Source organism: Peterkaempfera podocarpi (genome assembly GCF_042466665.1).
Classification (GTDB): domain Bacteria; phylum Actinomycetota; class Actinomycetes; order Streptomycetales; family Streptomycetaceae; genus Peterkaempfera; species Peterkaempfera podocarpi.
The window spans coordinates 2573000-2596613 of record NZ_CP162102.1 but is presented as its reverse complement, the minus strand read 5'-3'; the positions used below and the strand labels follow the sequence as shown (position 1 = coordinate 2596613).

16 protein-coding genes, 1 pseudogene and 1 riboswitch are annotated in these 23614 nt (G+C 74.4%); of the genes and pseudogenes, 5 read left to right on the top strand and 12 right to left on the bottom strand.

Annotation, left to right across the window (positions count from 1 at the left end; all coding sequences use genetic code 11):
* The first annotated feature begins 120 nt into the window (after positions 1-120).
* Positions 121-1086, top strand: a complete 966-nt coding sequence (locus tag AB0761_RS11320; RefSeq protein WP_377268854.1) for an SCO1860 family LAETG-anchored protein — start codon at positions 121-123, stop codon at positions 1084-1086.
* Positions 1087-1232: 146 nt separating this feature from the next.
* Complete coding sequence (gene glnII, locus AB0761_RS11315) at positions 1233-2252, top strand: glutamine synthetase (protein WP_377268853.1); 1020 nt, start codon at positions 1233-1235, stop codon at positions 2250-2252.
* A gap of 119 nt (positions 2253-2371) precedes the next feature.
* Here glnII and AB0761_RS11310 read toward each other — a convergent pair whose 3' ends face one another.
* Both AB0761_RS11310 and AB0761_RS11305 read right to left on the bottom strand, forming a co-directional pair.
* Entirely contained in the window at positions 2372-3301 is a 930-nt protein-coding gene (locus AB0761_RS11310) for an aminoglycoside phosphotransferase family protein (protein ID WP_377268852.1), read from the bottom strand.
* Between the two features lie 67 nt (positions 3302-3368).
* Positions 3369-3842, bottom strand: coding sequence for a carboxymuconolactone decarboxylase family protein (locus tag AB0761_RS11305; RefSeq protein WP_377268851.1), 474 nt, complete (start codon positions 3840-3842; stop codon positions 3369-3371).
* A 47-nt stretch (positions 3843-3889) separates the two neighbouring features.
* Here AB0761_RS11305 and AB0761_RS11300 point away from each other — a divergent pair, with 47 nt between their 5' ends.
* Positions 3890-5299, top strand: a complete 1410-nt coding sequence (locus AB0761_RS11300) for a PLP-dependent aminotransferase family protein (RefSeq protein WP_377268850.1) — start codon at positions 3890-3892, stop codon at positions 5297-5299.
* A 47-nt stretch (positions 5300-5346) separates the two neighbouring features.
* On the opposite strand, the pseudogene cobC reads toward AB0761_RS11300, so the two are convergent.
* The 6 genes and pseudogenes from cobC to cobI all read right to left on the bottom strand — a co-directional run bounded on the left by cobC (position 5347) and on the right by cobI (position 11942).
* Positions 5347-6428, bottom strand: a pseudogene (cobC, locus tag AB0761_RS11295) (Rv2231c family pyridoxal phosphate-dependent protein CobC).
* Positions 6400-7308, bottom strand: a complete 909-nt coding sequence (locus AB0761_RS11290) for a sirohydrochlorin chelatase (RefSeq protein WP_377268849.1) — start codon at positions 7306-7308, stop codon at positions 6400-6402. The pseudogene cobC and the gene AB0761_RS11290 overlap by 29 nt, the downstream one beginning before the upstream one ends.
* 31 nt (positions 7309-7339) lie before the next feature.
* Positions 7340-9040, bottom strand: a complete 1701-nt coding sequence (gene cobJ, locus AB0761_RS11285) for a precorrin-3B C(17)-methyltransferase (RefSeq protein WP_377268848.1) — start codon at positions 9038-9040, stop codon at positions 7340-7342.
* 88 nt (positions 9041-9128) lie between these two features.
* The gene (cbiE, locus tag AB0761_RS11280; protein WP_377268847.1) at positions 9129-10361 is read right to left on the bottom strand and encodes a precorrin-6y C5,15-methyltransferase (decarboxylating) subunit CbiE; all 1233 of its coding nucleotides are present in this window, start codon (positions 10359-10361) and stop codon (positions 9129-9131) included.
* Positions 10362-10368: 7 nt separating this feature from the next.
* Positions 10369-11208 (bottom strand): precorrin-4 C(11)-methyltransferase, encoded by an 840-nt coding sequence (cobM, locus tag AB0761_RS11275; protein ID WP_377268846.1) that lies wholly within the window; start codon positions 11206-11208, stop codon positions 10369-10371.
* Positions 11205-11942, bottom strand: a complete 738-nt coding sequence (cobI, locus tag AB0761_RS11270) for a precorrin-2 C(20)-methyltransferase (protein WP_377268845.1) — start codon at positions 11940-11942, stop codon at positions 11205-11207. The genes cobM and cobI overlap by 4 nt, the downstream gene beginning before the upstream one ends.
* A 112-nt stretch (positions 11943-12054) precedes the next feature.
* Positions 12055-12208, bottom strand: a riboswitch (cobalamin riboswitch).
* 442 nt (positions 12209-12650) lie between these two features.
* Between cobI and AB0761_RS11265 the strand changes: the two genes are divergently transcribed.
* Positions 12651-13886: an alpha/beta hydrolase gene (locus AB0761_RS11265; RefSeq protein ID WP_377268844.1), complete on the top strand. Its 1236-nt coding sequence runs from the start codon at positions 12651-12653 to the stop codon at positions 13884-13886.
* 756 nt (positions 13887-14642) lie between these two features.
* The gene (locus tag AB0761_RS11260) at positions 14643-15902 is read left to right on the top strand and encodes an extracellular solute-binding protein (RefSeq protein ID WP_377274014.1); all 1260 of its coding nucleotides are present in this window, start codon (positions 14643-14645) and stop codon (positions 15900-15902) included.
* On the opposite strand, the gene AB0761_RS11255 is transcribed toward AB0761_RS11260, so the two are convergent.
* Genes AB0761_RS11255 through cobN form a run of 4 tightly spaced genes read right to left on the bottom strand, consistent with a single transcriptional unit; the run spans position 15895 to position 23600 of the window.
* On the bottom strand, positions 15895-17271 hold the full coding sequence (locus AB0761_RS11255) for a cobyrinate a,c-diamide synthase (protein ID WP_377268843.1): 1377 nt from the start codon (positions 17269-17271) through the stop codon (positions 15895-15897). The two genes, AB0761_RS11260 and AB0761_RS11255, sit on opposite strands and share 8 nt — an antisense overlap.
* Positions 17265-17861, bottom strand: a complete 597-nt coding sequence (cobO, locus tag AB0761_RS11250) for a cob(I)yrinic acid a,c-diamide adenosyltransferase (protein WP_377268842.1) — start codon at positions 17859-17861, stop codon at positions 17265-17267. Before cobO ends, AB0761_RS11255 begins: the two co-directional genes overlap by 7 nt.
* A gap of 4 nt (positions 17862-17865) precedes the next feature.
* Positions 17866-19944, bottom strand: a complete 2079-nt coding sequence (locus AB0761_RS11245; protein WP_377268841.1) for a putative cobaltochelatase — start codon at positions 19942-19944, stop codon at positions 17866-17868.
* On the bottom strand, positions 19941-23600 hold the full coding sequence (gene cobN, locus AB0761_RS11240) for a cobaltochelatase subunit CobN (RefSeq protein WP_377268840.1): 3660 nt from the start codon (positions 23598-23600) through the stop codon (positions 19941-19943). Before cobN ends, AB0761_RS11245 begins: the two co-directional genes overlap by 4 nt.
* Positions 23601-23614 lie beyond the last annotated feature (14 nt).

The following is a 23614-nucleotide window of genomic DNA, read 5'->3' as shown; positions in this document are numbered from 1 at the left end:
GTGAACTGACCGTCCGTGTCAACACGGTGACGGTCTGTTCGACAGGATGGCTGCACCCCCGAGCGCGGTGTGATGCCCATGAGCCGGGGGATTCCATCCGCCATGTGTGGGAGTTTCCTCGTGTCTTCCGTCTTCTCCGCCATACCCGGGCTCCGGCCGGGTGCCGTCGCCGTGGTCGCCGCAGGTCTGGTCGTCGCGGGGCTGCCGGCCGCCGCCCACGCCACCGCGCCCGCCCACGCCACCGGGAGCGGCCGGGCCGCCGCGACCGCCGCCGAGGTGCGGCTGGACGTCGGCCTGCTGAACCGCACCGTCGACGTGCCGGTGGACGTCTCCCTGAACAAGGTGAGCGCTCCCGGGCAGGGCGGCGGCACCATGCTCACCGCCCGGGTCGACGGAGTGGCCCAGGGCGCCCCGATCACCCTGGTCAAGGCGCAGCTGGGCACCACCCGCGCCACCGTGGACCGCAAGGGTGCCAGGGCCTCGGTGCGGCTGGTGGGCGCCGATGTGCATGTGCCCGGACTGCCGCTCACCGCACTGCTCGGCCTGGAGGCGGTCACCGCCGAGGTCGACTGCCCGGTCGACGGGCGGCCCACGGCCGATGTCGATGTGCTGGGCACGCTGCGCGTTCTGGGCCGCCGGGTCACCCTCACCGCCGCCGGTCCGACCCGGATCGCCGTGCCGGGTGTGGGCGTGGTCTCGGCCGAGCTGTCCCGCCGGGCCGTCACCTCCACCAGCGCGGCCGCGACCGCGCTGGAGCTGGATGTCACGGTCGACCCGCTGAAGCTGAACGTCGCCAAGGTCTCCGGCCGGGTCACGGTGGCCTCGGTGAGCTGCTCCAAGCCCGGTGCGGTGGACACCTCCACCACGACCACGGCCCCGTCCTCGCAGCCCCCGGCGTCCGCCTCCGCTGCGCCGTCCGCCTCCGCGTCGGCCTCGGCCGCGCCGAACGCACCGCAGACCGCCGGCGCCGGTCTGGCGGAGACCGGTGGCTCGGTCAGCCCGCTGCTGCTGGGCGGCGCCGCGGTGCTGGTGGTCGCGGGTGCCGCGGCACTGCTGGTGGTGCGCCGCAGGCGAGGCTCCGTATAACAGGCCTTCGCGAGCTGGGGTTCGGGGGCACCCGGGGCCGTCTCACGTCGGTTCACATGGTGTTCACATTGGAGGAACAACTGGGAAACGGCACCTTGCAATGCTCCGGGTGCACCCCACCACCCCACCCCGCGAGGATTCCGCCAGTGAGCTACAAGGCCGAGTACATCTGGATCGACGGCACCCAGCCGACCGCCAAGCTGCGCTCCAAGACCAAGATCCTTGCTGACGGTGCCGCGCTGCCGGACTGGGGCTTCGACGGCTCCAGCACCAACCAGGCCGAGGGCCACGCCTCCGACCGCGTGCTCAAGCCGGTCTACTCCTGCCCCGACCCGATCCGCGGCGGCGACCACAAGCTGGTGCTCTGCGAGGTCTACAACACCGACGGCACCCCGCACGAGTCCAACACCCGTGCCCTGCTCCGCCCGATCGCCGAGCAGTTCGCCGGCCAGGAGCCGATCTTCGGCATCGAGCAGGAGTACACCTTCTTCGACGGCAGCCGTCCGCTCGGCTTCCCCGAGAACGGCTTCCCGGCGCCCCAGGGCGGCTACTACTGCGGTGTCGGTGCCGACGAGATCTTCGGCCGTGAGGTCGTCGAGAAGCACCTCGACAACTGCCTCGCCGCGGGCCTCGGCATCTCCGGCATCAACGCCGAGGTCATGCCCGGCCAGTGGGAGTTCCAGGTCGGCCCGCTCTCCCCGCTGGAGGTCTCCGACCAGCTGTGGGTGGCCCGCTGGCTGCTCTACCGCACCGCCGAGGACTTCGGCATCTCCGCCACCCTGGACGCCAAGCCGGCCAAGGGCGACTGGAACGGTGCCGGTGCCCACACCAACTTCTCCACCAAGGCGATGCGTGAGGGCTACGACCCGATCATCACCGCCTGCGAGTCGCTCGGCGCCGAGGGCAAGCCGCTGGAGCACGTCAAGGAGTACGGCTTCGGCATCGAGAGCCGCCTCACCGGTCTGCACGAGACCGCCCCGTGGAACGAGTACAGCTACGGCGTCTCCAACCGCGGTGCCTCGGTCCGCATCCCGTGGCAGGTGGAGATCGACAAGAAGGGCTACATCGAGGACCGCCGGCCCAACGCCAACGTCGACCCCTATGTCGTCACCCGGCTGATCGTCAACACCTGCTGCGCCGCGCTGGAGAAGGCCGACCAGGTCTGATCCTCAGCCGCGCACCCTTTGCGCGCCATGCCCGCCGGACGCCCCCGTCCGGCGGGCATCCGTGCTCCGGGCCCCTGACCGCCCGCGCTCCGCGCGGTCCCCGCCGCCCGCGGTGACCGTCAGAGCCCGGCCAGCTCTGCCAGCAGGGGCACCGGATCCATCGTCCCGCCGTCCGGACGGCCTTCGTCCAGCGCCCAGAGCGCGGACTCCACCTGGCGGGCCATCGCCCAGGCCGCGAGCCGGCGGGCGTCCTCGCCCAGTGCGTCGGCCAGCAGCGCCAGCCGCCGGGACAGCACCCGCCGCGGGTCGGGGTGGGCGAAGGGGTCGTCGATCTGCGCCAGCAGCGGCCAGGGGTCGTACGCCGGATCGCCGGTCATCGGCTTGGCGTCGATCGCCAGCCAGGGACCCCGCCCTGAGAGCAGCACATTGCCCGGGTTGAAGTCGCCGTGCAGGACGACCCGCCGCCCGGCCCCGGCCGGGAGTTCACGCCACAGCCGCACCCCGTGGGCCACCAGTCCGCGGTCGAAGTCCGGCCGCAGCCGGGCCATCCGCTCCTCGGCCTGGTCGGCCCGGCAGGCGGCGACCGCTTCCAGCGGCTCCAGCCCGGTGGCGAGCCCGGGGTCGGCGGTCCACAGCCGGTTCAGCACCTGGGCCGCGAGCAGCAGCCGCTCCTCGGCGCCCAGCTGTTCCGCGGCCCGCAGTTCGGTGCCGGGTTCGCAGCGCTCCAGCAGCAGCGCATAGCGCTCGGTGTCATGGCGCAGCACCCGGACGGCGCCGCGCCCGTCCCACAGCCGCAGCGCCTCGGCCTCACCCGCCGCCTCCGGGTGCGGCCAGCTCAGCTTGAGCACGGCCCGCTCCCCGCCGGGCAGTTCCGCCGGGGCCACCCAGGCGCAGCTGCCGCCGAGGAACGGCGCCCCCAGCCGCAGCGACCAGCGGTCGCGGAACTCCTCGACCAGGGCGGGGAGCGCGGTGAGCCAGTCCCGTCCGCTGTCGCTGCCGCCGAGGGTCGTCATGACCGGCAGTGACGGGGGGAAGAGTTCGGCGGTCATGGCACCTCGCTGTGGAGTGGGCGGTGGGCGGTGGGCGGCCCCATGGTCGCAGCGGCCGGGGGCGGGCTCAACGGGAATTCGCCCGCTGGTCGGTCCCCGGGGTCCTACGGGTGGCGACGGCGATCCGGTTCCAGGTGTTGATGGTCGTGATCAGTGCGATCAGCCGGGCGAGCTCCTCCTCCTCGAAGTGCTCGGCGGCCCGTGTGTACACCTCGTCGCTGACGCCTCCGGAGGGGACGGTCACCGCCTCGGTGAGCGCCAGGGCTGCCTGCTCCCTGGGTGTGTAGAAGTGCGGGGCCTCCCGCCACAGCCCCACCAGGTGCAGTCGCTCCTCGCTCTCTCCCGCCTTGCGGGCGTCGCTGGTGTGCATGTGCAGGCAGTAGGCGCAGCCGTTGAGCAGCGAGGCGCGGATCTGCACCAGTTCGACCAGGGCCGGGTCCAGGCCTTCGCGGGCGGCGGCGTCGAAGCCGATGAGGGCTCGGAAGGCCTTGGGGGCGGCCTTGGCGAACTCGACCCGGGGGGTGTTCTGCGTGGTGTCCATGACGTTCAATCTATGGCGCCAGGTGACCGGTTGTAGGGTGCATTTCCATGGCGGAATCGCGGGTCAATCAGGCGGTGGTGCTGGGCGTTGACCTGCATCTGGAGCTGGCCCGGGGCGGTGGTCGCCGTGCCGCGCTCACCCGGGCGCTGCGGGAGGCGGTCCGCAGCGGGCGGCTGGCCCCGGGCACGCGGTTGCCGCCCTACCGCTCCCTCGCCGTCGATCTGGGCATCGCCCGCAACACCGCAGCCGACGCCTATGCCGAGCTGGTCGCCGAAGGATGGCTGACGGCACGTCAGGGATCCGGGACCAGGGTGGCGCAGCGTCCCGCGCCGCCCGCCCCCGTCCGCCGTCCGGTGCCGCCCGCCCGCGAGGCACAGCCGGCCCGCCACGATCTGCGGCAGGGGCGGCCGGACATCTCCTCCTTTCCGCGCGCGGCCTGGATCGCCGCCACCCGCCGGGCGCTCACGGCGGCCCCCAACGACGCCTTCGGCCCGGGCGATCCGCGGGGGCGGCCGGAGCTGCGGCGTGCCCTGGCCGGCTATCTGTCCCGGGCGCGGGGGGTGCGCTGCGATCCGGAGCGGATCGTGGTCTGCTCCGGTGTCGCAGGGGCGCTGCGCCTGCTGGGGCAGGTGCTGCGCGGACCAGTGGCGGTGGAGGAGTACGGGCTGGACTTCCACCGCGGACTGCTGACCGCGGCGGGGCTGCGCACGCTGCCGCTGCCGGTGGACGAGCGGGGCGCCCTCACCCAGGAGCTGGCGGCGACCCGGGCGCGTGCGGTGCTGCTCACCCCCGCGCACCAGTTCCCCACCGGTGGTCCACTGCATCCGCGGCGGCGGGCCGCGGTGGTGGAGTGGGCGAGGGCCGCCGGGGGGCTGGTCCTGGAGGACGACTATGACGGCGAGTTCCGCTACGACCGGCAGCCGGTCGGTGCGGTGCAGGGACTGGACCCTGACCGGGTCGTCTATCTGGGCTCGGTGAGCAAGAGCCTGAGCCCCGCGCTGCGGCTGGGCTGGGCGGTGCTCCCCGGCGGTCTGGTGGACGGGGTGCTTGCCGCGAAGGGGGAGCGGGAGCCCTTCGCCGGGGCTCTGGAGCAGCTCACGCTCGCCGACTTCATCGACTCCGGCGGCTATGACCGCCATGTCCGGCGGATGCGGCAGCGCTATCGACGGCGTCGCGGGCAGTTGGCGGCCGTGCTCGCGGAGCAGGCCCCGCACATCGGGGTCACCGGTGTCGCTGCGGGGCTGCATGCCGTGCTGCGGCTGCCGCCCGGCACCGAGCGGTCCGCGGTCCGCGCCGCCGCCTGGCAGGGACTGGCCCTGGAGGGCCTGGCCGGCTACCGCCATCCGGATGCGGCGTCACCGGTGGTCGACGGTCTGGTGGTGGGGTACTCGGCGCCGCCCGACCGGGCGTTCGCGGATGCGCTGGGCGCGCTGTGCCGGGCGCTGCCCCCGCCGTGAGCCGGGGCGGGGCGGCGGGTGCGGCCGGCGGTGCGGAGGTGCCGGGCCTAGCCGTCCACCGCGGCGGCCAGGGCGGCGAGGAACGCCTCGGTGGTCGCCGGGTCCCGGACGGCGACGCGCAGCCAGTCGGGACCCAGCCCGGGGAAGGTGTCGCCCCGGCGGACGGCGAAACCGGCGGCGCGCAGCCGCTCGCGCACCGCTGCGGCCCCGGGGAGCCGCAGCAGGACGAAGGAGGCCGCGGGCTCGCCGTGCACCTGGACCCCGGGGACGGCCGCGAGTCCGGCGAGCAGTTGGGCGCGGTGGTCGGCGGTGGTGCGGGCGGCCTGCTCGGCCTCGGCCAGGGCGCGGGGGGAGCAGCAGGCCTCGGCCGCGACCAGTGCCGGGGTGGAGACCGGCCACAGCGGCTGGCTGCGGGCAAGCCGGTCCACCATGGCCTCGGCCGCCAGCAGATAGCCGATCCGCAGTCCGGCCAGTCCCCAGGTCTTGGTGAGGCTGCGCAGCACCACCAGGCCGGGCAGTTCCGACCGGGCGGCCAGGCTGCCTGTCTCGCCGGGCACCGTGTCGGCGAACGCCTCGTCCACCACCAGGACGCGGCCGGGCCTGGCCAGTGCCGCCAGTGCGGCGGCCGGGTGCAGCACCGAGGTGGGGTTGGTGGGGTTGCCCACCACCACCAGATCCGCGTCCGCGGGTACGGCGGCCGGGTCCAGCCGGAAGCCGTCCGCGGGCGTCAGCAGCAGCCGCTCCACCCGGTGCCCGGCGTCCCGCAGCGCCGCCTCCGGCTCGGTGACTGCGGATGCACCACCACGGCGCGGCGCGGCCGCAGCGTACGGGCCAGCAGGACGAACGCCTCGGCGGCGCCCGAGGTCAGCAGCACCTCGCCGGGCGGCCTGCCGTGCCGGGCGGCGACCGCGGCGCGGGCCGCCGCGCCGTCGGGGTAGGCGGCCAGACCGTCGAGCGCGGCGGCCAGCCGGTCGCGCAGCCAGGGCGGCGGGGTGCCGGTGCGGACGTTCACGGCCAGGTCGACCAGGCTGCCGTCGCGCACCTCCGCATCACCGTGGTGGCGCAGATCCGGCTCGGCCCCGGCCCGGTGTGACGGTGCGTCAGTGTGCATGGCTGTGGTTCTGTCCATGGTGGTGGTCATGGCCCGGGTCGTCGGGGTGGTGGTGGGGGCGCTGTGCTGCGCCCACCCTGTCCTCGAAGCCGGGCATGGCGATGCGGTAGACGCAGGTGTCGCAGTTCATCCGTACATCCCCCTCCAGAGCCTCGCGATAGCGCTCCAGTACCAGCTCCGCGAGCTCCTCGGTGGCGCCCATCACCCCGGCGCAGCGCACCTGGAGATCGGGGTGGGCGGCGGCCCACTCGGCGGCCTGCCGTTCCACGCGGTCCGGCAGCACCCCGGTGAAGAGGAAGTACGGCAGCACCACGATCCGCTCGGCGCCCAGCCGGCGGCAGCGCTCCAGGCCCGCCGCCACATCGGGGTCGGCGAGGGAGACAAAGGCGGTCTCCACCCCGGCGAGCCCGCGGCCCTCCCACAGCAGCCGGGCGGCCTTGTGGACCTCGGAGTTGGCGTCCGGATCGGTGGAGCCCCGCCCGACCAGCAGCACCGTGGTGGCGGCGCGGTCGGCCCGGTCCAGCACCTCGTCCAGCCGTCGCTCCAGCACGGTCAGCAGCGCGGGATGCGGGCCCAGCGGACGGCCGTAGCGGTAGGAGATCCCGGGGTGGCGCTCCTTCTCGCGGGCCAGCGCCGCCGGTATGTCGCCCTTGGCGTGCCCGGCGGAGACCAGCACCAGCGGCACCGCGGCGAACCGCCGCACCCCGGCCGCCACCAGCTCCGCCACCGCGTCGGCCAGCGGCGGCGGCGAGAGTTCGATGAAGCCGCCGCCGACCGGCACCCCGGGCAGCCGGCCGCGCAGGCCCGCGACGAAGGAGCGGAACGCCTCGGCGCCGGCGTCGTCACGGGTGCCGTGTCCGACGAGGAGCAGCGCGGGCGGCTGGGGAGGTGGGGTCACGTCAGGTCTCCAGGGGTCGGGAGGATGGGGGTCACCGCTGCCAGCGGTAGCCGCGCGGGGTGACCATGCGGCCGGCGACCCGGCGGGTGGCCGTGTTGCCGACGGTGACCACGGTCGTCATGTCGACGGTGGTGACGTCCAGTTCGGCCAGGGTGGTGACGGTGTGCCACTGGTCGGGCCGGGAGACCCCGTGGGCGACCCCGACCGGGGTCTGCGGGGTGCGGCGCGCGGCCAGGATGTCCAGGGCCTTGGGCAGCTGCCAGTCGCGGCCCCGGCTGCGGGGGTTGTAGAAGGTCACCACCAGGTCGGCCTCGGCCGCCGCCCGTACCCGGCGTTCGATGACCTCCCACGGGGTGTGCAGGTCGGAGAGGGAGATGGAGACATGGTCGTGGCCCAGCGGGGCGCCCAGCAGCGCCGCTGCGGCCAGCGCCGCGGTCACCCCGGGCACCCCGACCACGTCGATGTCGTCCCCGGCCTCGGCCAGCGCCGGTGAGGCCATGGCGTACACCCCGGCGTCGCCGCTGCCGACCAGCGCCACGGCCAGGCCCTCGCGGGCCAGCCGCACGGCGGTGCGTGCCCGCTCCTCCTCGGCGCCCAGGCCGGACTCCTCGATCCGGGTGCCGGGGCGCAGCAGGTCGCGGATCTGGTCGAGGTACTGGTCCAGGCCGACCACGACCGAGGCCCGGCGCAGTTCGGTGCGGGCCCGGGGGGTGAGCAGGTCCCGGGCTCCGGGGCCCAGACCGACCAGGGCGAGCCGGCCGCGTACGGCCCGGCGGGCGACCGCGACGGTGCACATCGCGGGGCGGCCCTCGGGCCGTGACTTCCGCTTGGGGACGATCAGCGTGCCACCGGGGGCGGCGGCCAGGGCGGCGGCCTCGGCCACGCTGGGGGTGCCGACCGCGGCCAGCGGGGCGGCGGAGGGGTTGGGCACCGGGACGGTGGCGAGTGCCTCGGCGGTGTGGGTCGTCACGGGCACGCCCAGCTGCCGGGCGGCCTGGACGATGCCCTCCTCGTCGGCCTTGGCGTCCACGGTGGACAGCAGGGCGACGGAGGCCGGTGACAGCCCGGCCTCGGCCAGCGCCTCCGCCACCAGGTCCAGCACCTCCTCGGCGGTGACCCCGCGGCTGGCGCCGACGCCGACCACCAGGGACGCGGGACGCAGGGTGGCGGTGGTCCCGCCGTCGGGTCGGACGAGGTCGCTGATCCGCAGGACGGGTGCGTCGGCCGGGGCGTGGGCGTCGACCCAGGAGGGCAGCGCGGGGAGCGGATGGGGGCGGTCGGCCTCCAGCCGTACCGGGGAGCCGTCCAGGATCGCCCGGGAGACCGCCGCCACCTCGCCCTCCACCGGCAGGTCCAGGGTGTCCAGGCCCGGGATGCTGGTGGCGTCGGTGGCGGTGGTGACCACCGGCCGGGTGCCGAGTACCTCGGAGAGCTGCTCCGCGAGGGCGTTGGCGCCGCCGCCGTGGCCGCCCAGCAGCGGCACCGCGAAGTGCAGGCCCTCGTCCACACAGACCACCCCCGGGTCGGTGGCCTTGTCCGCAAGCAGGGGGGCGACCAGCCGTACGGTGGCCCCGGCGGCGAGGAAGCAGACCAGCTGCTCGCACTCGGCGAACGCCCGGCCCACGGCCTCGGCCGCCGGTCCCTCGTACACGGCGGTGCGGGCGGGCCATGCGGCGGCGAGCCGGTCGGCGGCGCGCCGTCCGGCGGCGGTGACTGCGATCAGGCCGATCACTGGGGGAGCCTCCTCGGGGGGCGGTGCTGTGCTGTCGTGCGGGCGGGCCGGTCGCCGCACCGGGGGCCGGACGGCTGCCGGTACGGGGTCATGGGCGGGTGCCCCAGAGGACGAAGACGGGATTGGTGGCGGCCAGGCGGCTCACTCCGCCGGGCAGCGGGGCCAGCCGGGAGGAGTGCAGCAGCACGCCGTCGGCGGCCAGACCGGCTGTGTGCAGGGCCTCCCGCACCGCGGGGACGCGGTCGACCGCGGCCAGGGTGACCACCACGGCCCGGCGGGCCCGGGCGGCGCAGTGGCCGACCACGGCGGGCAGGTCGGTACCCCCGCCGCCGACGAAGACCGCGTCGGGGTCGGGCAGCGCGGCCAGCGCCTGGGGGGCCCGGCCGTGGACCGCAGCGATGTCCACCCCGTGGGTGCGGGCGTTGGCCCTGATCCGGGCGACCGCCTCGGCGTCCTGCTCCACCGCGACCGCGGCGGCGCCGAACCGTGCGCACTCCACGGCGACCGAGCCGCTGCCCGCGCCGACGTCCCACACCAGGTCACCCGGCCGGGGGCCGAGCCGGGCCAGCGCCAGGGCACGCACCTCGGCCTTGGTGACCATGGAGTCACGGTGCGCAAAGGCGTCCTCGGGCAGCGCCCAGCCGGGCGGACCCCCGCTGTGCCCGGCCAGCGCCCGCATCGGGCCGACCCCGGGCGGGCCGCCCAGGCAGAGCACCAGATTGACGGCCGGCCAGTCGCGGCCGGCGGCCTCCGCCGGGGTCAGCTCCTCCACCCGCTCCGCGGGCCCGCCCAGATCGGAGGCGACGATCAGACGCCGTTCGATGTCCGGGGTGCGCAGCAGCTCCGCGGCCAGCTCGGCGGGGCCGGCGCCGGGCGCGGTCAGCACCGCGGTCTTGCGGTGCGCCCGGCAGAGGTTGTACGCGGTGTGCGGGGCGCGGCCGTGGGCGCTGACCACCACGGCGTCGTCCCAGGACAGGCCCAGCCGGGCGAAGGCGTCCGCCACCGACGAGGTGCCGGGCCGCACCTCCAGCCGCTCCGGGCCGAACCGCTCGCCCAGCGCCCGGACGATCCCGAAGAAGCCCGGATCGCCGCTGGCCAGCACCACGATCCTGGAGCCCTCGCGGGCCGACTCCTCTTCGATGGCGTCCAGCGCGGGTGCCAGCGGCCCGAGGACGACCCGGTGTGCACCCGCGGGGACGGCGGCGGACTCCAGATGCCGCCGGGCGCCCGCCACCAGGGTCGCCGCCGACAGCACGGCGCTGTCCTCGGGCGGCAGCGGGTGGCGGCCACGCCCGAGGACCGTGATCCGAGGGGAGGTCATCCGAGGTTCAGCTCTCCGCGGGCAGCGGTGCGGCGCTCGCCCCGTCGGTGCGCAGGGTGCGCCGGGCACGCCGGTCCGCCTTGCGGAAGGTGTGGAAGTGGCCGGGGTGGTAGAGGTGCGAGCGGGTCCCCTCGGCGCCCAGCGCCGGACCCACCAGGAACAGGGTGTGCTTCCACAGCCTGTGCGCCTTGACGGTGGCCTCCAGGGTGCCGACGGTGCAGTGCAGCACCAGCTCCTCCGGCCAGGTCGCCTGATGGGCCACCACCACCGGGGTCTCCTGCGGATAGCCGCCCTCCAGCAGCTCGGCGGCCAGCTGCCCGCTGCGGGCCGCCGAGAGGAAGACCGCCATGGTGGTGCCGTGCCGGGCGAACTCCCGTACCTCCTCGCCGGGCGGCATCGGCGTCCTGCCGCCGCCCAGCCGGGTGAGGATCACCGACTGCGCCACCTCGGGCACCGTCAACTCCCGCTGGGCGATGGCCGCCACCGCGGAGAAGGACGAGACACCGGGCACGATCTCGGTCTCCAGGCCCAGCGCCCGGCACCGCTCCAGCTGCTCCTGCACCGCGCCCCACAGCGACGGGTCGCCGGAGTGGATCCGGGCCACCCGCAGGCCGTCGCGGGCGGCTTCCTCGTACAGGGCCAGCACGTCCTCCATGGGCACCAGGGAGGAGTCCACGATCCGGGCGTCCTCGCGGGCGTGCTCCAGCACCTCGCGCTGCACCAGGCTCGCCGCCCACACCACCGTGTCTGCCGCCGCGATCGCCCGTGCCGCCCGGAAGGTCAGCAGGTCCGCCGCGCCCGGCCCGGCGCCGACGAACGTCACCTTGCCAACGGTCCCACCGGTCACAGCTTGCTCCCTCGCTCGCCCCGCGGGGCGGGGCAGATCAGGGTGGACAGATAGGGCTGCGGGGAGCCGTCCAGCTCGGCCGCCGGGCGGATCGACTCCTCCGGCAGGCCCAGCGAGGAGCCCCACACCGCGCCCGGGGTGCGGCCGGTGTCCCGCAGCGCCGCGGTGACCTCGGCGGCGATCCGGCCGAACTTGTACGCCACCACCGTGCCCGGGCCCGCCAGGGCCTGCCGGAGCACCTGCGAACCGGCGGTCACCGGTACCAGCGTGAGCGGCTCCACGCCCTCGGCCAGCACCGTGCCGCTGCGTGCGGCCAGGTCCTGCATCGCGGTGATCCCCGGGACGGTCTCCACCACGGTGTCCGGCAGGGACTGACGGACCGTCTGGGCGAGGTAGGTGAAGGTGGAGTAGACGTTGGGGTCGCCGATGGTGGCGAACGCCACGGTGCCGCCCCCGCCGGTCCGCCTCAGCAGGTCGGCGACCCGCTCCCCGGCCGCGTCCCAGGCCGCCTCGCGGCGGGCCCGGTCGGCGCGCTCATTGAGGGCGAACACCACCCGGACGACCTTGTGCGCATCAGTGTGGTGCAGCACCGTCGCCTCGGCCCGGCCCGTCTCACCGCTGTCCATCACCGGGACGACCACGAACCGCGCCTCGCGCAGCACCCGGACGCCCTTCACCGTGACCAGCTCCGGATCGCCCGGACCCATCCCCACGCCGACCAGGCGGCGGCTCATACGGAAGGGCCCGGAGGGTGGAAAAGGGCAGGCCGCGCTGCGGCGGCATGCGCAACACGCATGACGGAGTCCTCACTCGGGGTCCTCGCCCCGGTCGACGTGACGGCGGCCAGAGTCTCCTGGCTCCCGGATCGGCACACCCCCGGGCCTTCCAACCGCATGTGCACGGCCGTGGCCGACTCCCGCAGACGCTGCCGCGGGGCCGGGGGTGCTCCCCGGTGACAGTGGCGGGACCGCGCCGGATTCGCACCGGACTTCCTCGTCAATGCCGCCGTGTATGGCCCGGAAATCCCATCACGCGCCCGGCTGCCCGGTCAACAACGCCCCTTGTGGCGTGCACCGCACACGGCTGCGGCGGCCGGACCGGACGAGGGGGTGGTGCGCGGCACGCGCCGGGCCCCGGGCGGACGCCGGCCGACGGGGGGTGGGCCCGGTGTGCGGGCCAGGTCCGGTCCGGCGGTTCCCGTCCGGCGCGCGGCGCCAGGCAGGTACGCGGCGCCCGGCAGGTACGCGCGCCGGACCGGCGTGATGTGTCAAACAGGATCCGGGCACGAGCCGCCCGGACGGGGGAAGCCACTGCTCCGTCCGGGTGTCTGATTCACCCCGATCGGAACCTGATTGCGACCGGTTGCGTCCTCACCTCAGGTGCGGAGCCGAATCGGTGCGTCCGACGGACGCTCGGAGCCGTCATCGGAAAGGCCTGTGGGGATGGAGTTGACGAGCGGGGCGTTCCTGGCGCTCATCATGGTGGTGCTGGTGGTGCTCACTGTGCTGGTACTGACCCTGTGGAACCGGATACCCGGTCCACGGGCGGCCCGCTACGGCGGCAGACTCGGCCTGCTGGTGCTCAACCAGGCGGTGGCGGTCCTGGTGGCGCTGGTGTGGCTGAACAACACCTATGCCTTCTACGAGAGCTGGGACGACCTGCTGGGCACCAACGGCAACCAGGTCGCGCTGGGCCCGGACGGCGGCTCACCGGTCGTGGGTGCTTCGGCGCTCGCCGGGGGGCCGTCCGGCGGTGTGCGCTCGGTGCTCTCCTTCACTCCCTTCAAGCGGCGGGTGCTGGAGGCCACCGCGGTCGGCCCGCGCTCCCGGCTGCGCGGTGAGCTCTATGTCTGGCTGCCGCCGCAGTACCAGCAGACCGCCTACCGGACCAAGGCGTTCCCGGTGATCGAGCTGCTGCCCGGGCAGCCCGGCTCGCCGCGCACCTGGTTCGGGCCCATGGACGTCGACCGTGTCCTGGGCGGGCTGATCGCCGCGCAGCGGGTGCACCCCTTCATCCTGGTCTCCGCCACCATGAACTACACCGGGACCAAGGACAGCGGCTGTGTGGACGTCCCGCGCGGGCCACGGGTCGACACCTGGCTGACCAGGGATGTGCCCTGGCTGGTCGAGCACAGCCTGCGGGCCGCGTCCGACGCGCGGCACTGGGCGCTGATGGGCTACTCGGCAGGTGCCTACTGCAGCGTCGACCTGACGGTGAAGCACCCCGACGTCTTCCGCGCCGCGGTCAGCCTCTCCGGCTACAACACGCCGGAGTCCCCGTTCGTGGTCCGCAATCCGGCGCTGCGCGCCGCCAACAGCCCGGTGCAGCGGCTGCGCCGGATGACGGTGCAGCCGGACATCGCCCTGCTGCTGGCGGGCTCCCTGCAGGACGGCCGTACGGTGGCGGACGCCCGGACGCTGCTGGCCGAGCTGTCCCGTCCCGCGCACGGCACCACGCTCACCGTCGCGCACGGCGGGCACAACACCGCGGTGTGGTCGGCGATGCTGCCCACCGCGCTGGAGTGGCTGAGCCGGACCACCCCCGGCCCGGTGTCGGAGGAGGACGGCATGGGTGCGGTGCCGCCGCGACACCGCAGCATCCCGGGCCGGGTGCTGCATGCCGGGTCCGCCCCGGACCGGCTGACGGCGACTCCGTCCGCGGGCACCGCCCACCGCTGAGGCCGGGTGCGGCGTTGGCGCGGCGGCCGGGTGGGGCCGCCGCGCCGGCCGTGGGCGGCGCCGGGTCAGGAGGTGGCGCCGCCCAAGGGCGGGGTGTTCATGGTCAGGGCACCGACGGTCGGGGCACCGACGGTCAGGGTGCCGACGGTCGGGGCACCGACGGCGGGACGACCGGCGAGGCCGCAGCGTCGAGGGGACTCGTCGATTTGGCGGGTCCCGCCAGTGCGGCGGCGCCTGCCGTGGCCGTCGGTGCCGCGCCGGGCGGGGCCGGCGCCGTCCGGCCGGGGGAGTGCCTGGTGATCACTTCGGCCTTGGTGCTCGGGTCCCGATGGCGGGCGCGGGGCCGTCCGGGCAGGGGTGGGTGGACCGGTCGGAGAGCTGTCCCGCCGTCACCGGCGGCTGCCGGTGTGCGGCGGTGTGACGGTGAGGCTTTGGCTGCTGGAGAGTATGCGTCGGTTGAGGATGTGGGGTCAACGATCCATTTCCGAAACATCGTCGAAAGTTTTACCGTCGAGGCCTGGAGAGAATCCCGAAATATTTCGGACGCCGCCTCAGGCCTTGAGACTGCCGAGGTCTGGCGGATCATGCGGGTAATTTTGCGAGTTCTGTCAGAGGCCTTGACGCGCTGTCATGCACCCCTTACTTTCGCGAGGTCGTTCGCAATATCGGCGAAACATTCGGAGGGGCGCAACCATGGGATCGGCCAATGCGGGGACCACTTCGCGCAGAGGTAGATGGGTCGCGGGGGCAGTCGCACTGGCGCTGGCTTGGACCGTCTCCGGCTGCGCCTCCCAGAGTGGGGGCAGCAGCAGCGCGGACGAGGAGAGCGGCACTCTCACCGCCTGGATCTACGGCGACGACTCGGTGAAGGTGCAGCAGGCCGCAGTCAAGGAGTTCAACAAAACCTCAGGTGTCAAGGTGAAGCTGGTCATCGTGCCAGGCGCCGAGTACGCCACCAAGCTGCGGGCCGCCATGGCGTCCGCCAGCCCGCCGGACATCTTCTTCAACTGGGGCGGCGGTTCCATCAAGTCCTACGTGGACGGCAACCAGCTGGTCGACCTCACCCAGGTGGTCAACGACGACCGCTCGCTGACCAACGCCTTCCTGGCCTCCGTCATGGCCGCGGGAGGACTCAACGGGAAGATCTACGGCATCCCCATGCGGGGCATGCAGCCCGTGGTGCTCTTCTACAACAAGACCCTCTTCGCGGCCAACCACCTCAAGCCGCCCACCACCTGGTCGCAGCTGCAGAGTGTGTCGGCCACGCTCAGGTCCAGGAACATCACCCCGTTCGCGCTCGGCGGCAAGGACACCTGGCCCGAGCTGATGTGGCTGGAGTACCTGCTGGACCGGCTCGGCGGCCCCAAGGTCTTCCAGAAGATCGCGAACGGCGACTCCTCCGCCTGGGGCGACCCTGCGGTGCTCAAGACCGCGCAGCTGGTGCGGCAGATGGTCAGCGAGGGTGACTTCGGCAGCCGCTTCGGCTCCGTCCCCTACAACGGCGGTGTCGCCTCGACCCTCCTGGCCAAGGGCCAGGCCGCGATGCAGCTGATGGGCTCCTGGGAGTACTCCACCCAGCTGTCCAAGAACCCGCAGTTCGCCAAGAGCGGCCTGGGCTGGACCACCTTCCCCAGCGTCGGCAACGGGACCGGCAACGTCGCGGACGTGGTGGGCAACCCCAGCAACTACTGGTCCATCAACTCCGGTGCCAAGCACCAGAAGGCGGCCCTGGACTTCGTCAAGTCCATGGCCTCGCAGAACTACGCCGAGGCGCTGGTGGAGAACGGCGACGTCCCCACCACTGCCATCGCCGGGGTGATGCTCACCTCCTCGCCCAACCCCGACTTTGCCTCCTTCCAGTATGTGACGGTGCAGCGGGCCCCGAGCTTCACCCTCTCCTGGGACCAGGCGCTGCCCGCGGACCAGGCCACCACCATGCTCACCGAGATCAGCGGGCTGTTCGCCGGCAAGGTCAGCGCGACACAGTTCGTGGCGGCGATGAAGGCCCTCAAGTAGTGCCGGACGCGGCGTGCCCGGCCAGCCGAAGCGGCAGACCGGGCACGCCCGCCCAGTGCAGATGCAGATAGGAGGCGTGCACCGAGGAGTGCACAAACCCCTCGGTGCGCGGCCCGTCCGGGCCGCGCCAGCCCCATGCCGCGACCCCGCCCGCGCCCGGCTCGCAGACCGTGCGGTGGAACTCGTGGCCGTGCACCCGGGTCCCCGCCGCGGCCAGCGGGCTGTCGTGCAGTGCCACCGCCTCCCGGTAGCCCAGGGTGAGCCGCTCGCCCATCCGGGCGTCGGCGTCCAGCACCCCGCACATCGGCCGGCCGTCCAGCGACCGCGCCAGATACAGCAGTCCGGCGCACTCGGCCGCCACCGGCGCGCCCGAGGCGGCCAGCGCGGCCACCGCGCCGCGCAGCGGGCGGTTGGCCGACAGCTGCGCGGCGAACACCTCGGGGAAGCCACCGCCGACCACCAGGCCCGCGACGCTCTCCGGCAGTGCCTCGTCCCGCAGCGGATCGAAGGGGACCACCTCCGCCCCGGCGGCGGTGAGCAGCTCGGCGTGCTCGGCGTAGCAGAAGGTGAACGCCGCTCCGCCGGCCAGCGCGATCCGCGGGCGCCCGGCCACCGGCCCGCCCAGTGCGGCGATCTCCGCAGCCGGGTCCCACGGCAGGTCGGGCAGCGGCGGGGCGGAGCGGGCCAGTGCCAGGACGGCGTCCAGATCGACGCTCTCCCGCACCAGCCGGCCCATGTCGCCCACCGCGTGCACCGCCTCGGCGTCCCGCTCCGCGGCCGGGACCAGGCCCAGATGCCGCGACGGCGTGGCCACCGAGTCGGTACGGCGGACGGCCCCCAGCACCGGCACCCCCGAGCCCTCCTCCAGGGCCTCGCGCAGCAGCTGCTCATGGCGGTCCGAGGCGACCCGGTTGAGGATCACCCCGCCGAGGCGCACCTGCGGATCCCAGGAGGCGAAGCCGTGCACCAGCGCCGCCACCGAGCGGGACTGCGCCGAGGCGTCCACCACCAGCACCACCGGGGCCCGCAGCACCTTGGCCACCTGGGCGGTGGAGGCCAGTTCGCCCTGCCCCGCCGCGCCGTCGAAGAGCCCCATCACCCCCTCCACCACCGCCACGTCGGCGCCGCGGGCACCGTGCAGCAGCAGCGGGGCGAGCCGCTGCGGCCCGCACAGGAAGGCGTCCAGATTGCGGCCGGGCCGCCCGGTGGCCAGGGCGTGGTAGCCCGGGTCGATGTAGTCCGGGCCCACCTTGTGCGGGGAGACCGCCAGACCGCGTGCGGTCAGCGCCGCCATCAGACCGGTGGCGACGGTGGTCTTGCCCGCCCCGGAGGACGGGGCGGCGACCACGATCCGGGGCAGGTTCACCACTCGATGCCGCGCTGTCCCTTGCGGCCCGCGTCCATGGGGTGCTTCACCTTGGTCATCTCGGTGACCAGGTCGGCCGCGTCCAGCAGTGCCTGCGGGGCGTACCGGCCGGTGATCACCACATGCTGGGAGCCGGGGCGGTCCCGCAGCACCGAGACCACCTCGTCGGTGTCCACCCAGCCCCAGTGCAGGGGGTAGGTGAACTCGTCCAGGACGTAGAGCCGGTGGGTCTCGGCGGCCAGATCCCGCTTCACCTGCTCCCAGCCCTCCCGGGCGGCCTCCTCGTTGGACTCCGGATGCCGCTGCACCCAGGACCAGCCCTCGCCCATCTTGTGCCAGACGACGGGCCCGCCCTCCCCGGAGGCGCCGAGGACGCGCAGTGCCCGCTCCTCGCCGACCTTCCACTTGGCCGACTTGACGAACTGGAACACCCCGATCGGCCAGCCCTGGTTCCAGCCACGCAGGGCCAGGCCGAACGCGGCGGTGGACTTGCCCTTGCCCGGTCCGGTGTGCACGGCCAGCACCGGCTGGGTACGCCGCTGACGGGTCGTCAGGCCGTCGTCGGGGACTGCGGTCGGCTGTCCTTGCGGCATCTGCTCAGGCCGCCTTCCTGGTCGGAGTGGTCGAGTATGCGGCTCGGGCGTCCCGGACCAGGGCCGCCACGCCGTCCGCCCGCAGCTCCTCCAGGGCCACGGCGACGCCACCCAGGTCCCCGGCGAGCGAGGCGGCCAGACCGAGCCGGACCGGGCCGGACTCACAGTCCAGCACCACCGCCGCCGTCCCCTGCGCGGCCAGCAGCCCGGCGGCCCGGCGGGCGTCGCCCAGCGGATCGCGGCCCCCGGTGGCCCGGCCGTCGGTGACCACCACCAGCAGCGGGCGCCGGTGCGGGTCGCGCAGCCGCTCCAGCCGCAGCACCTCATGGGCGCGCAGCAGCCCCGCCGCCAGCGGGGTGCGGCCGCCGGTGGGCAGCCGCTCCAGTCGGGCGGCGCCGATCTCCACGGAGGACGTCGGCGGCAGCGCCAGTGCGGCCTCGGCGCCCCGGAAGGTCACCAGGCCCACCTTGTCGCGGCGCTGATAGGCGTCCATCAGCAGCGAGAGCACCGCGCCCTTGACGGCGGCCATCCGCTGCCGGGCCGCCATCGACCCGGAGGCGTCCACCACGAAGAGGACCAGGTTGGACTCCCGCCCCTCCCTGACCTTCTCCCGGAAGTCGTCGTGCCGCAGCACCAGCGCCCGGCCGCTGCGGCCCCGGCCCAGCTGGTGCGGGGCGGCGGCCTGCACGGTCGCCGTGAGATGCAGACTGCCGAGCACCCCGGCCGGGCGGCGCGCCCGCACGGTGTGCCCGCCGTCGGTCTCCGCCCGGGACCGGCGGCCCTGGGCGCCCCGGCCGAGCCCCGGCACCTTCAGCACCCTGGTGCGATAGGGCTCCCCTGCGCCGACCGGAGCGGACTCCTGCGGGGCTGTCGCACCCGACGCCGCGGGGGCGGGGGCCTCCTCGGGAGCACCGTCGGGCTGCGGGCCGCGGTCCTCACCGCCGCGGTCCTCACCGCTGCTGTCCTCGCCGCTGCCGTCCTCACCGCTGCTGTCCTCGCCGCTGCCGTCCGGGCCGCCGGCCGGTCCGCCGCCGGGCCCGTCGGGGTCCGGGTCGTCGTCCGACTGCTCGTCCGCGTGCTGCCGCAGGGTCTCGTCCAGCGTGGACTCGTCGAGCCCCGGGGCGTCGAAGGGGTTGCGGCGGCGGCGGTGGGGGAGCGCCAGCTGTGCGGCGGTACGGACGTCCTCCGCGATCACCAGGGTCCGGCCCGCCCAGGCCGCAAGAGCGACGGCGGTGCGGGCCATCACGATGTCGGCCCGCAGGCCGTCAACCTCGAACGCCGCGCAGACCGCGGTGATCTGACGCAGCGCCGCATCGGTGAGCACCACCTCGGGCAGCAGCTCCCGGGCAGCGGTGATCCGCTCGGCCAGCGCCCGCTCCTCGGCGGCCCAGCGGGCGGCGAACCCCTCCGGGTCGGCGTCGTAGGCCAGCCGCCGCCGCACCACCTCGGCCCGCTGCTCGGGCTCCCGGGTCGCGGCAACCTCCACGGTGAGGCCGAACCGGTCCAGCAGCTGCGGACGCAGCTCGCCCTCCTCCGGGTTCATGGTGCCGACCAGCAGGAAACGGGCGGCGTGCCGCACCGAGACCCCCTCGCGCTCCACATAGGAGCGGCCCATGGCAGCAGCGTCCAGCAGCAGGTCGACCACATGGTCGTGCAGCAGGTTGACCTCGTCGATGTACAGCAGGCCCCGGTGCGCGGCGGCCAGCAGCCCCGGCTCATAGGCCCTGACGCCCTCGGACAGCGCCCGCTCCAGGTCCAGCGACCCGACGATGCGGTCCTCGGAGACACCCACGGGCAGTTCGACCAGCCGGGTCGGCCGGCGGTCGGCGGCGGCGCCCTCGTGCGGCCCGTCCGGGCACCGGGGGTCGGGGGCGCCGGGGTCGCAGGCGAAACGGCAGCCGCCGACCACCTCGATGGGCGGCAGCAGTCCGGCGAGCGCACGCACCGCGGTGCTCTTGGCGGTCCCCTTCTCGCCGCGCACCAGCACCCCGCCGACGGCCGGCGAGACCGCGTTGAGCAGCAGCGCAAGCCGCAGGTCGGCCATCCCGACGACGGCGGTGAACGGGTACCTCGCGTCGCTCATCGGTCCTCACCCTCCAGGTCGCCCTCAAGCTCCAGGTACATCTCGCGCAGCCGGTCCAGGGTCTGCTGGTCCGGCTCCGCCCACAGCCGGCGGTCGGCGGCCTCCAGCAGGCGCTCGGTGATGCCGCGCAGCGCCCAGGGGTTGGAGCGCCTCATGAACTCCTGGTTCTCGGGCGAGAAGACGTACTCGCCCGCCAGCCGCTCGTACATCCAGTCGTCCACCACGCCCGCGGTGGCGTCGTACCCGAAGAGGTAGTCCACGGTGGCGGCCATCTCGAAGGCGCCCTTGTAGCCGTGCCTGCGCATCGCGGCCATCCAGCGCGGGTTCACCACCCGGGCGCGGAACACGCGGTGCGTCTCCTCGGACAGCGTCCGGGTCCGCACCTGGTCGGGCAGCGCCGAGTCGCCGACATAGGCCTCGGGCGAGGTGCCCGTCAGATGCCTGACCATGGCCACCATGCCGCCGTGGTACTGGAAGTAGTCGTCCGCGTCGACCAGGTCGTGCTCACGGGTGTCGACGTTCTTCGCGGCCACCGAGATCCGCCGGAACGCCTGCTCCATGTCGCCGCGCGCGGCCCGCCCCTCCAGGCCGCGGCCGTAGGCGTAGCCGCCCCACACCGCGTACACCTCGGCCAGGTCCGCGTCGGAGCGCCAGTTGCGGGCGTCGATCAGCGGCAGCAGACCCGCGCCGTACGCCCCCGGCTTGGAGCCGAAGATCCGCGCCGTCGCCCGCCGCCGGTCCCCGTGCTCGGCGGTGTCCTGATCGGCGTGGGCGCGCACATGGTTGCGGTCGGCGGGCTCGTCCAGCTCCGCCACGGCCCGTACCGCGTCGTCGATCAGCGCCACCACATGCGGGAAGGCATCGCGGAAGAACCCGGAGATCCGTACCGTGACATCGATCCGCGGCCGGCCCAGCTCCGCCGGCGGGACCACCTCGAAGCCGGTGACCCGGCGTGAGGCGTCGTCCCACACGGGACGGCAGCCCAGCAGCGCCAGGATCTCGGCGATGTCGTCGCCCTGGGTACGCATGCAGGAGGTGCCCCACACCGTCAGGCCCACCGACCGGGGGAAGTCCCCGGTGTCCTGGAGGTACCGCTCCACCAGGGAGTCGGCCAGCGACTGCCCGACCTCCCAGGCCAGCCGGGAGGGGATGGCCTTCGGGTCCACCGAGTAGAAGTTGCGGCCGGTGGGCAGCACATTGACCAGCCCCCGGGTCGGCGAGCCGGACGGCCCGGCCGGCACATAGCCGCCGCGCAGCGCCCGCAGCACATGGGCGATCTCGTCGCCGGTACGCCCCAGCCGCGGCACCACCTCGCCGGCGGCGAACTCCAGCACCCGCACCGCGTCCGGGACATGGCGGCCCAGCACCTCGGCCACCAGTGGGGGCGCGGCGTCCACCGCCCAGTCGCGCTGCTCCATGGCCTCGGCGAGCCGCCGGCAGAGCTGCTCCAGCAGGTCCACCGCGTCGGACGCGGTCCGGGAGGGCCCGGCCACCAGCGAGCTCAGGCCGTCCGGAACCTTCACCGCGGCGCCGGGCTCCGCCAGCAGCTCCCGCTCCACCAGCCCGAACTCCGCCGCCAGCGAGGCCCGCAGCCCCGGCAGAGCCTCCGCCCGGCCGCCCCACACCTGGGCGGCCCGCAGCACCGCCAGCACCAGGTTGACCCGGGCCTCGCCGACCGGGCCGGCGCCCAGCACATGGAGGCCGTCGCGGATCTGCACATCCTTGATCTCGCAGAGATAGCCGTCGATGTGCATCACGAACTCGCCGAACGCGGCGTCGTCCGGCTGCTCGTCCACCTGCAGGTCGTGATGGAGCTCGGCGGCCTTCACCAGGGTCCAGATCTGCGCCCGCACCGCCGGGGCCTTCGCCGGATCCAGATCGCTGACCAGCGCGTACTCATCGAGCAGCTGCTCCAGCTTGGCCAGGTCGCCATAGGTGTCGGCGCGGGCCATCGGCGGCACCAGATGGTCCACCACGGTGGCGTGGCCGCGCCGCTTGGCCTGGGTGCCCTCGCCCGGGTCGTTGACGATGAAGGGGTAGACCAGCGGCAGCTCGCCCAGCACCGCGTCGGGTGCGCACTCCGCGGACAGGCCGAGGCCCTTGCCGGGCAGCCACTCCATGGTGCCGTGCTTGCCCAGATGGACGACGGCGTCGGCGCCGAAGGACTGCTCCAGCCAGCGGTAGGCCGCCAGATAGTGATGGGAGGGCGGCAGGTCCGGGTCGTGGTAGATGGCGATGGGGTTCTCGCCGAAGCCGCGCGGCGGCTGGATCATCAGCACCACATTGCCGAACCGCAGCGAGGCCAGCACGATCTCGTCGCCGTCGACATAGAGCCCGCCCGGGGGCTCCCCCCAGTGCTCCCGGACGGACTCCCGCAGTCCGGGCTGCAGGGCCTGGAACCACTGCCGGTAGTCCGCCAGCGGCACCCTCGCCGGGGCCTGGCGCAGCTGCTCCTCCGTCAGCCACTCCACATCGTGGCCGCCCGCGGCGATCAGCCGGTGGATCAGCTCGTCCCCGTTGTCCGGGTAGCCGTCCACGGTGTAGCCCGCGTCGCGCAGCGCGTCCAGCAGCCGCACCGCCGAGGCGGGGGTGTCCAGTCCGACGGCGTTGCCGACCCGGGAGTGCTTGGTGGGGTAGGCGGTGAACATCAGGCAGATCCGCTTGTCGGCGTCGGGCCGGTGCCGGAGCGCCGCATGCCGCACCGCGATCCCGGCCACCCGGGCGGCCCGCTCGGGGTCGGCCCGGTACACCGGGACGTCGCCCTCCCCGGTCTCCTTGAAGGAGAAGGGCACCGAGACGATCCGGCCGTCGAACTCCGGGATGGCCACCTGCATCGCCGCGTCCAGCGGGGACAGCGCCGCATCCGACGCCTCCCAGGCGGCCCTGCTGGTGGTGAGGCACAGTCCCTGGATCACCGGGATGTCCAGCTCCGCCAGCGCCCCGACGTCCCAGCTCTCCTCCTCGCCGCCCGCCGAGGCCTCGGCCGCCACTGTGCCGCCGGCCGCCAGCACTGTGGTCACCAGCGCGTCGCACCGGGCCAGCAGGTCGTACAGCGCCGGGTCCGCGTCCCGCAGCGAACCGCAGTACACCGGCAGCGCATTGCCGCCGCGGGCCTCCACCGCATCGCAGAGCGTCTCCACAAAGGCGGTGTTGCCGGAGAGTTCGTGCGCCCGGTAGAAGAGCACCCCCACAGTGGGCCGCCCCTTCAGCAGCGCGCGTTCCCCGTGCGGGCCGAACTGCGGCATCGGCTGCGGCGGGGCGAAGCCCTCGCCGGTCAGCAGCACCGTGTCGGAGAGGAACCGGGCCAGCTCGGCAAGATTGCCGGACCCGCCCTCCACCAGGTACGCCAGCGATTCGGCGACCACACCGGCCGGCAGCGAGGAGAGCGCCATCAGCTCCGCGTCGGGCACCGACTCGCCGCCCAGCAGCACGGTGGGCACCCCGGCGGCGGCGATCGCGGCCAGCCCCTCCTCCCAGGTCCGCCGGCCGCCGAGCAGCCGCACCACGGCCACATCGGCGCCGTGCAGCAGGGCGGGCAGATCGACGGCCGGGTCGACCCTGGCCGGGTTGCCGATCCGGTAGTCGGCGCCGGAGGCGCGGGCCGCCAGCAGATCGGTGTCCGCGGTGGACAGCAGCAGCACGGTGGCGGCGGACATGGCGGCCTCTCCAG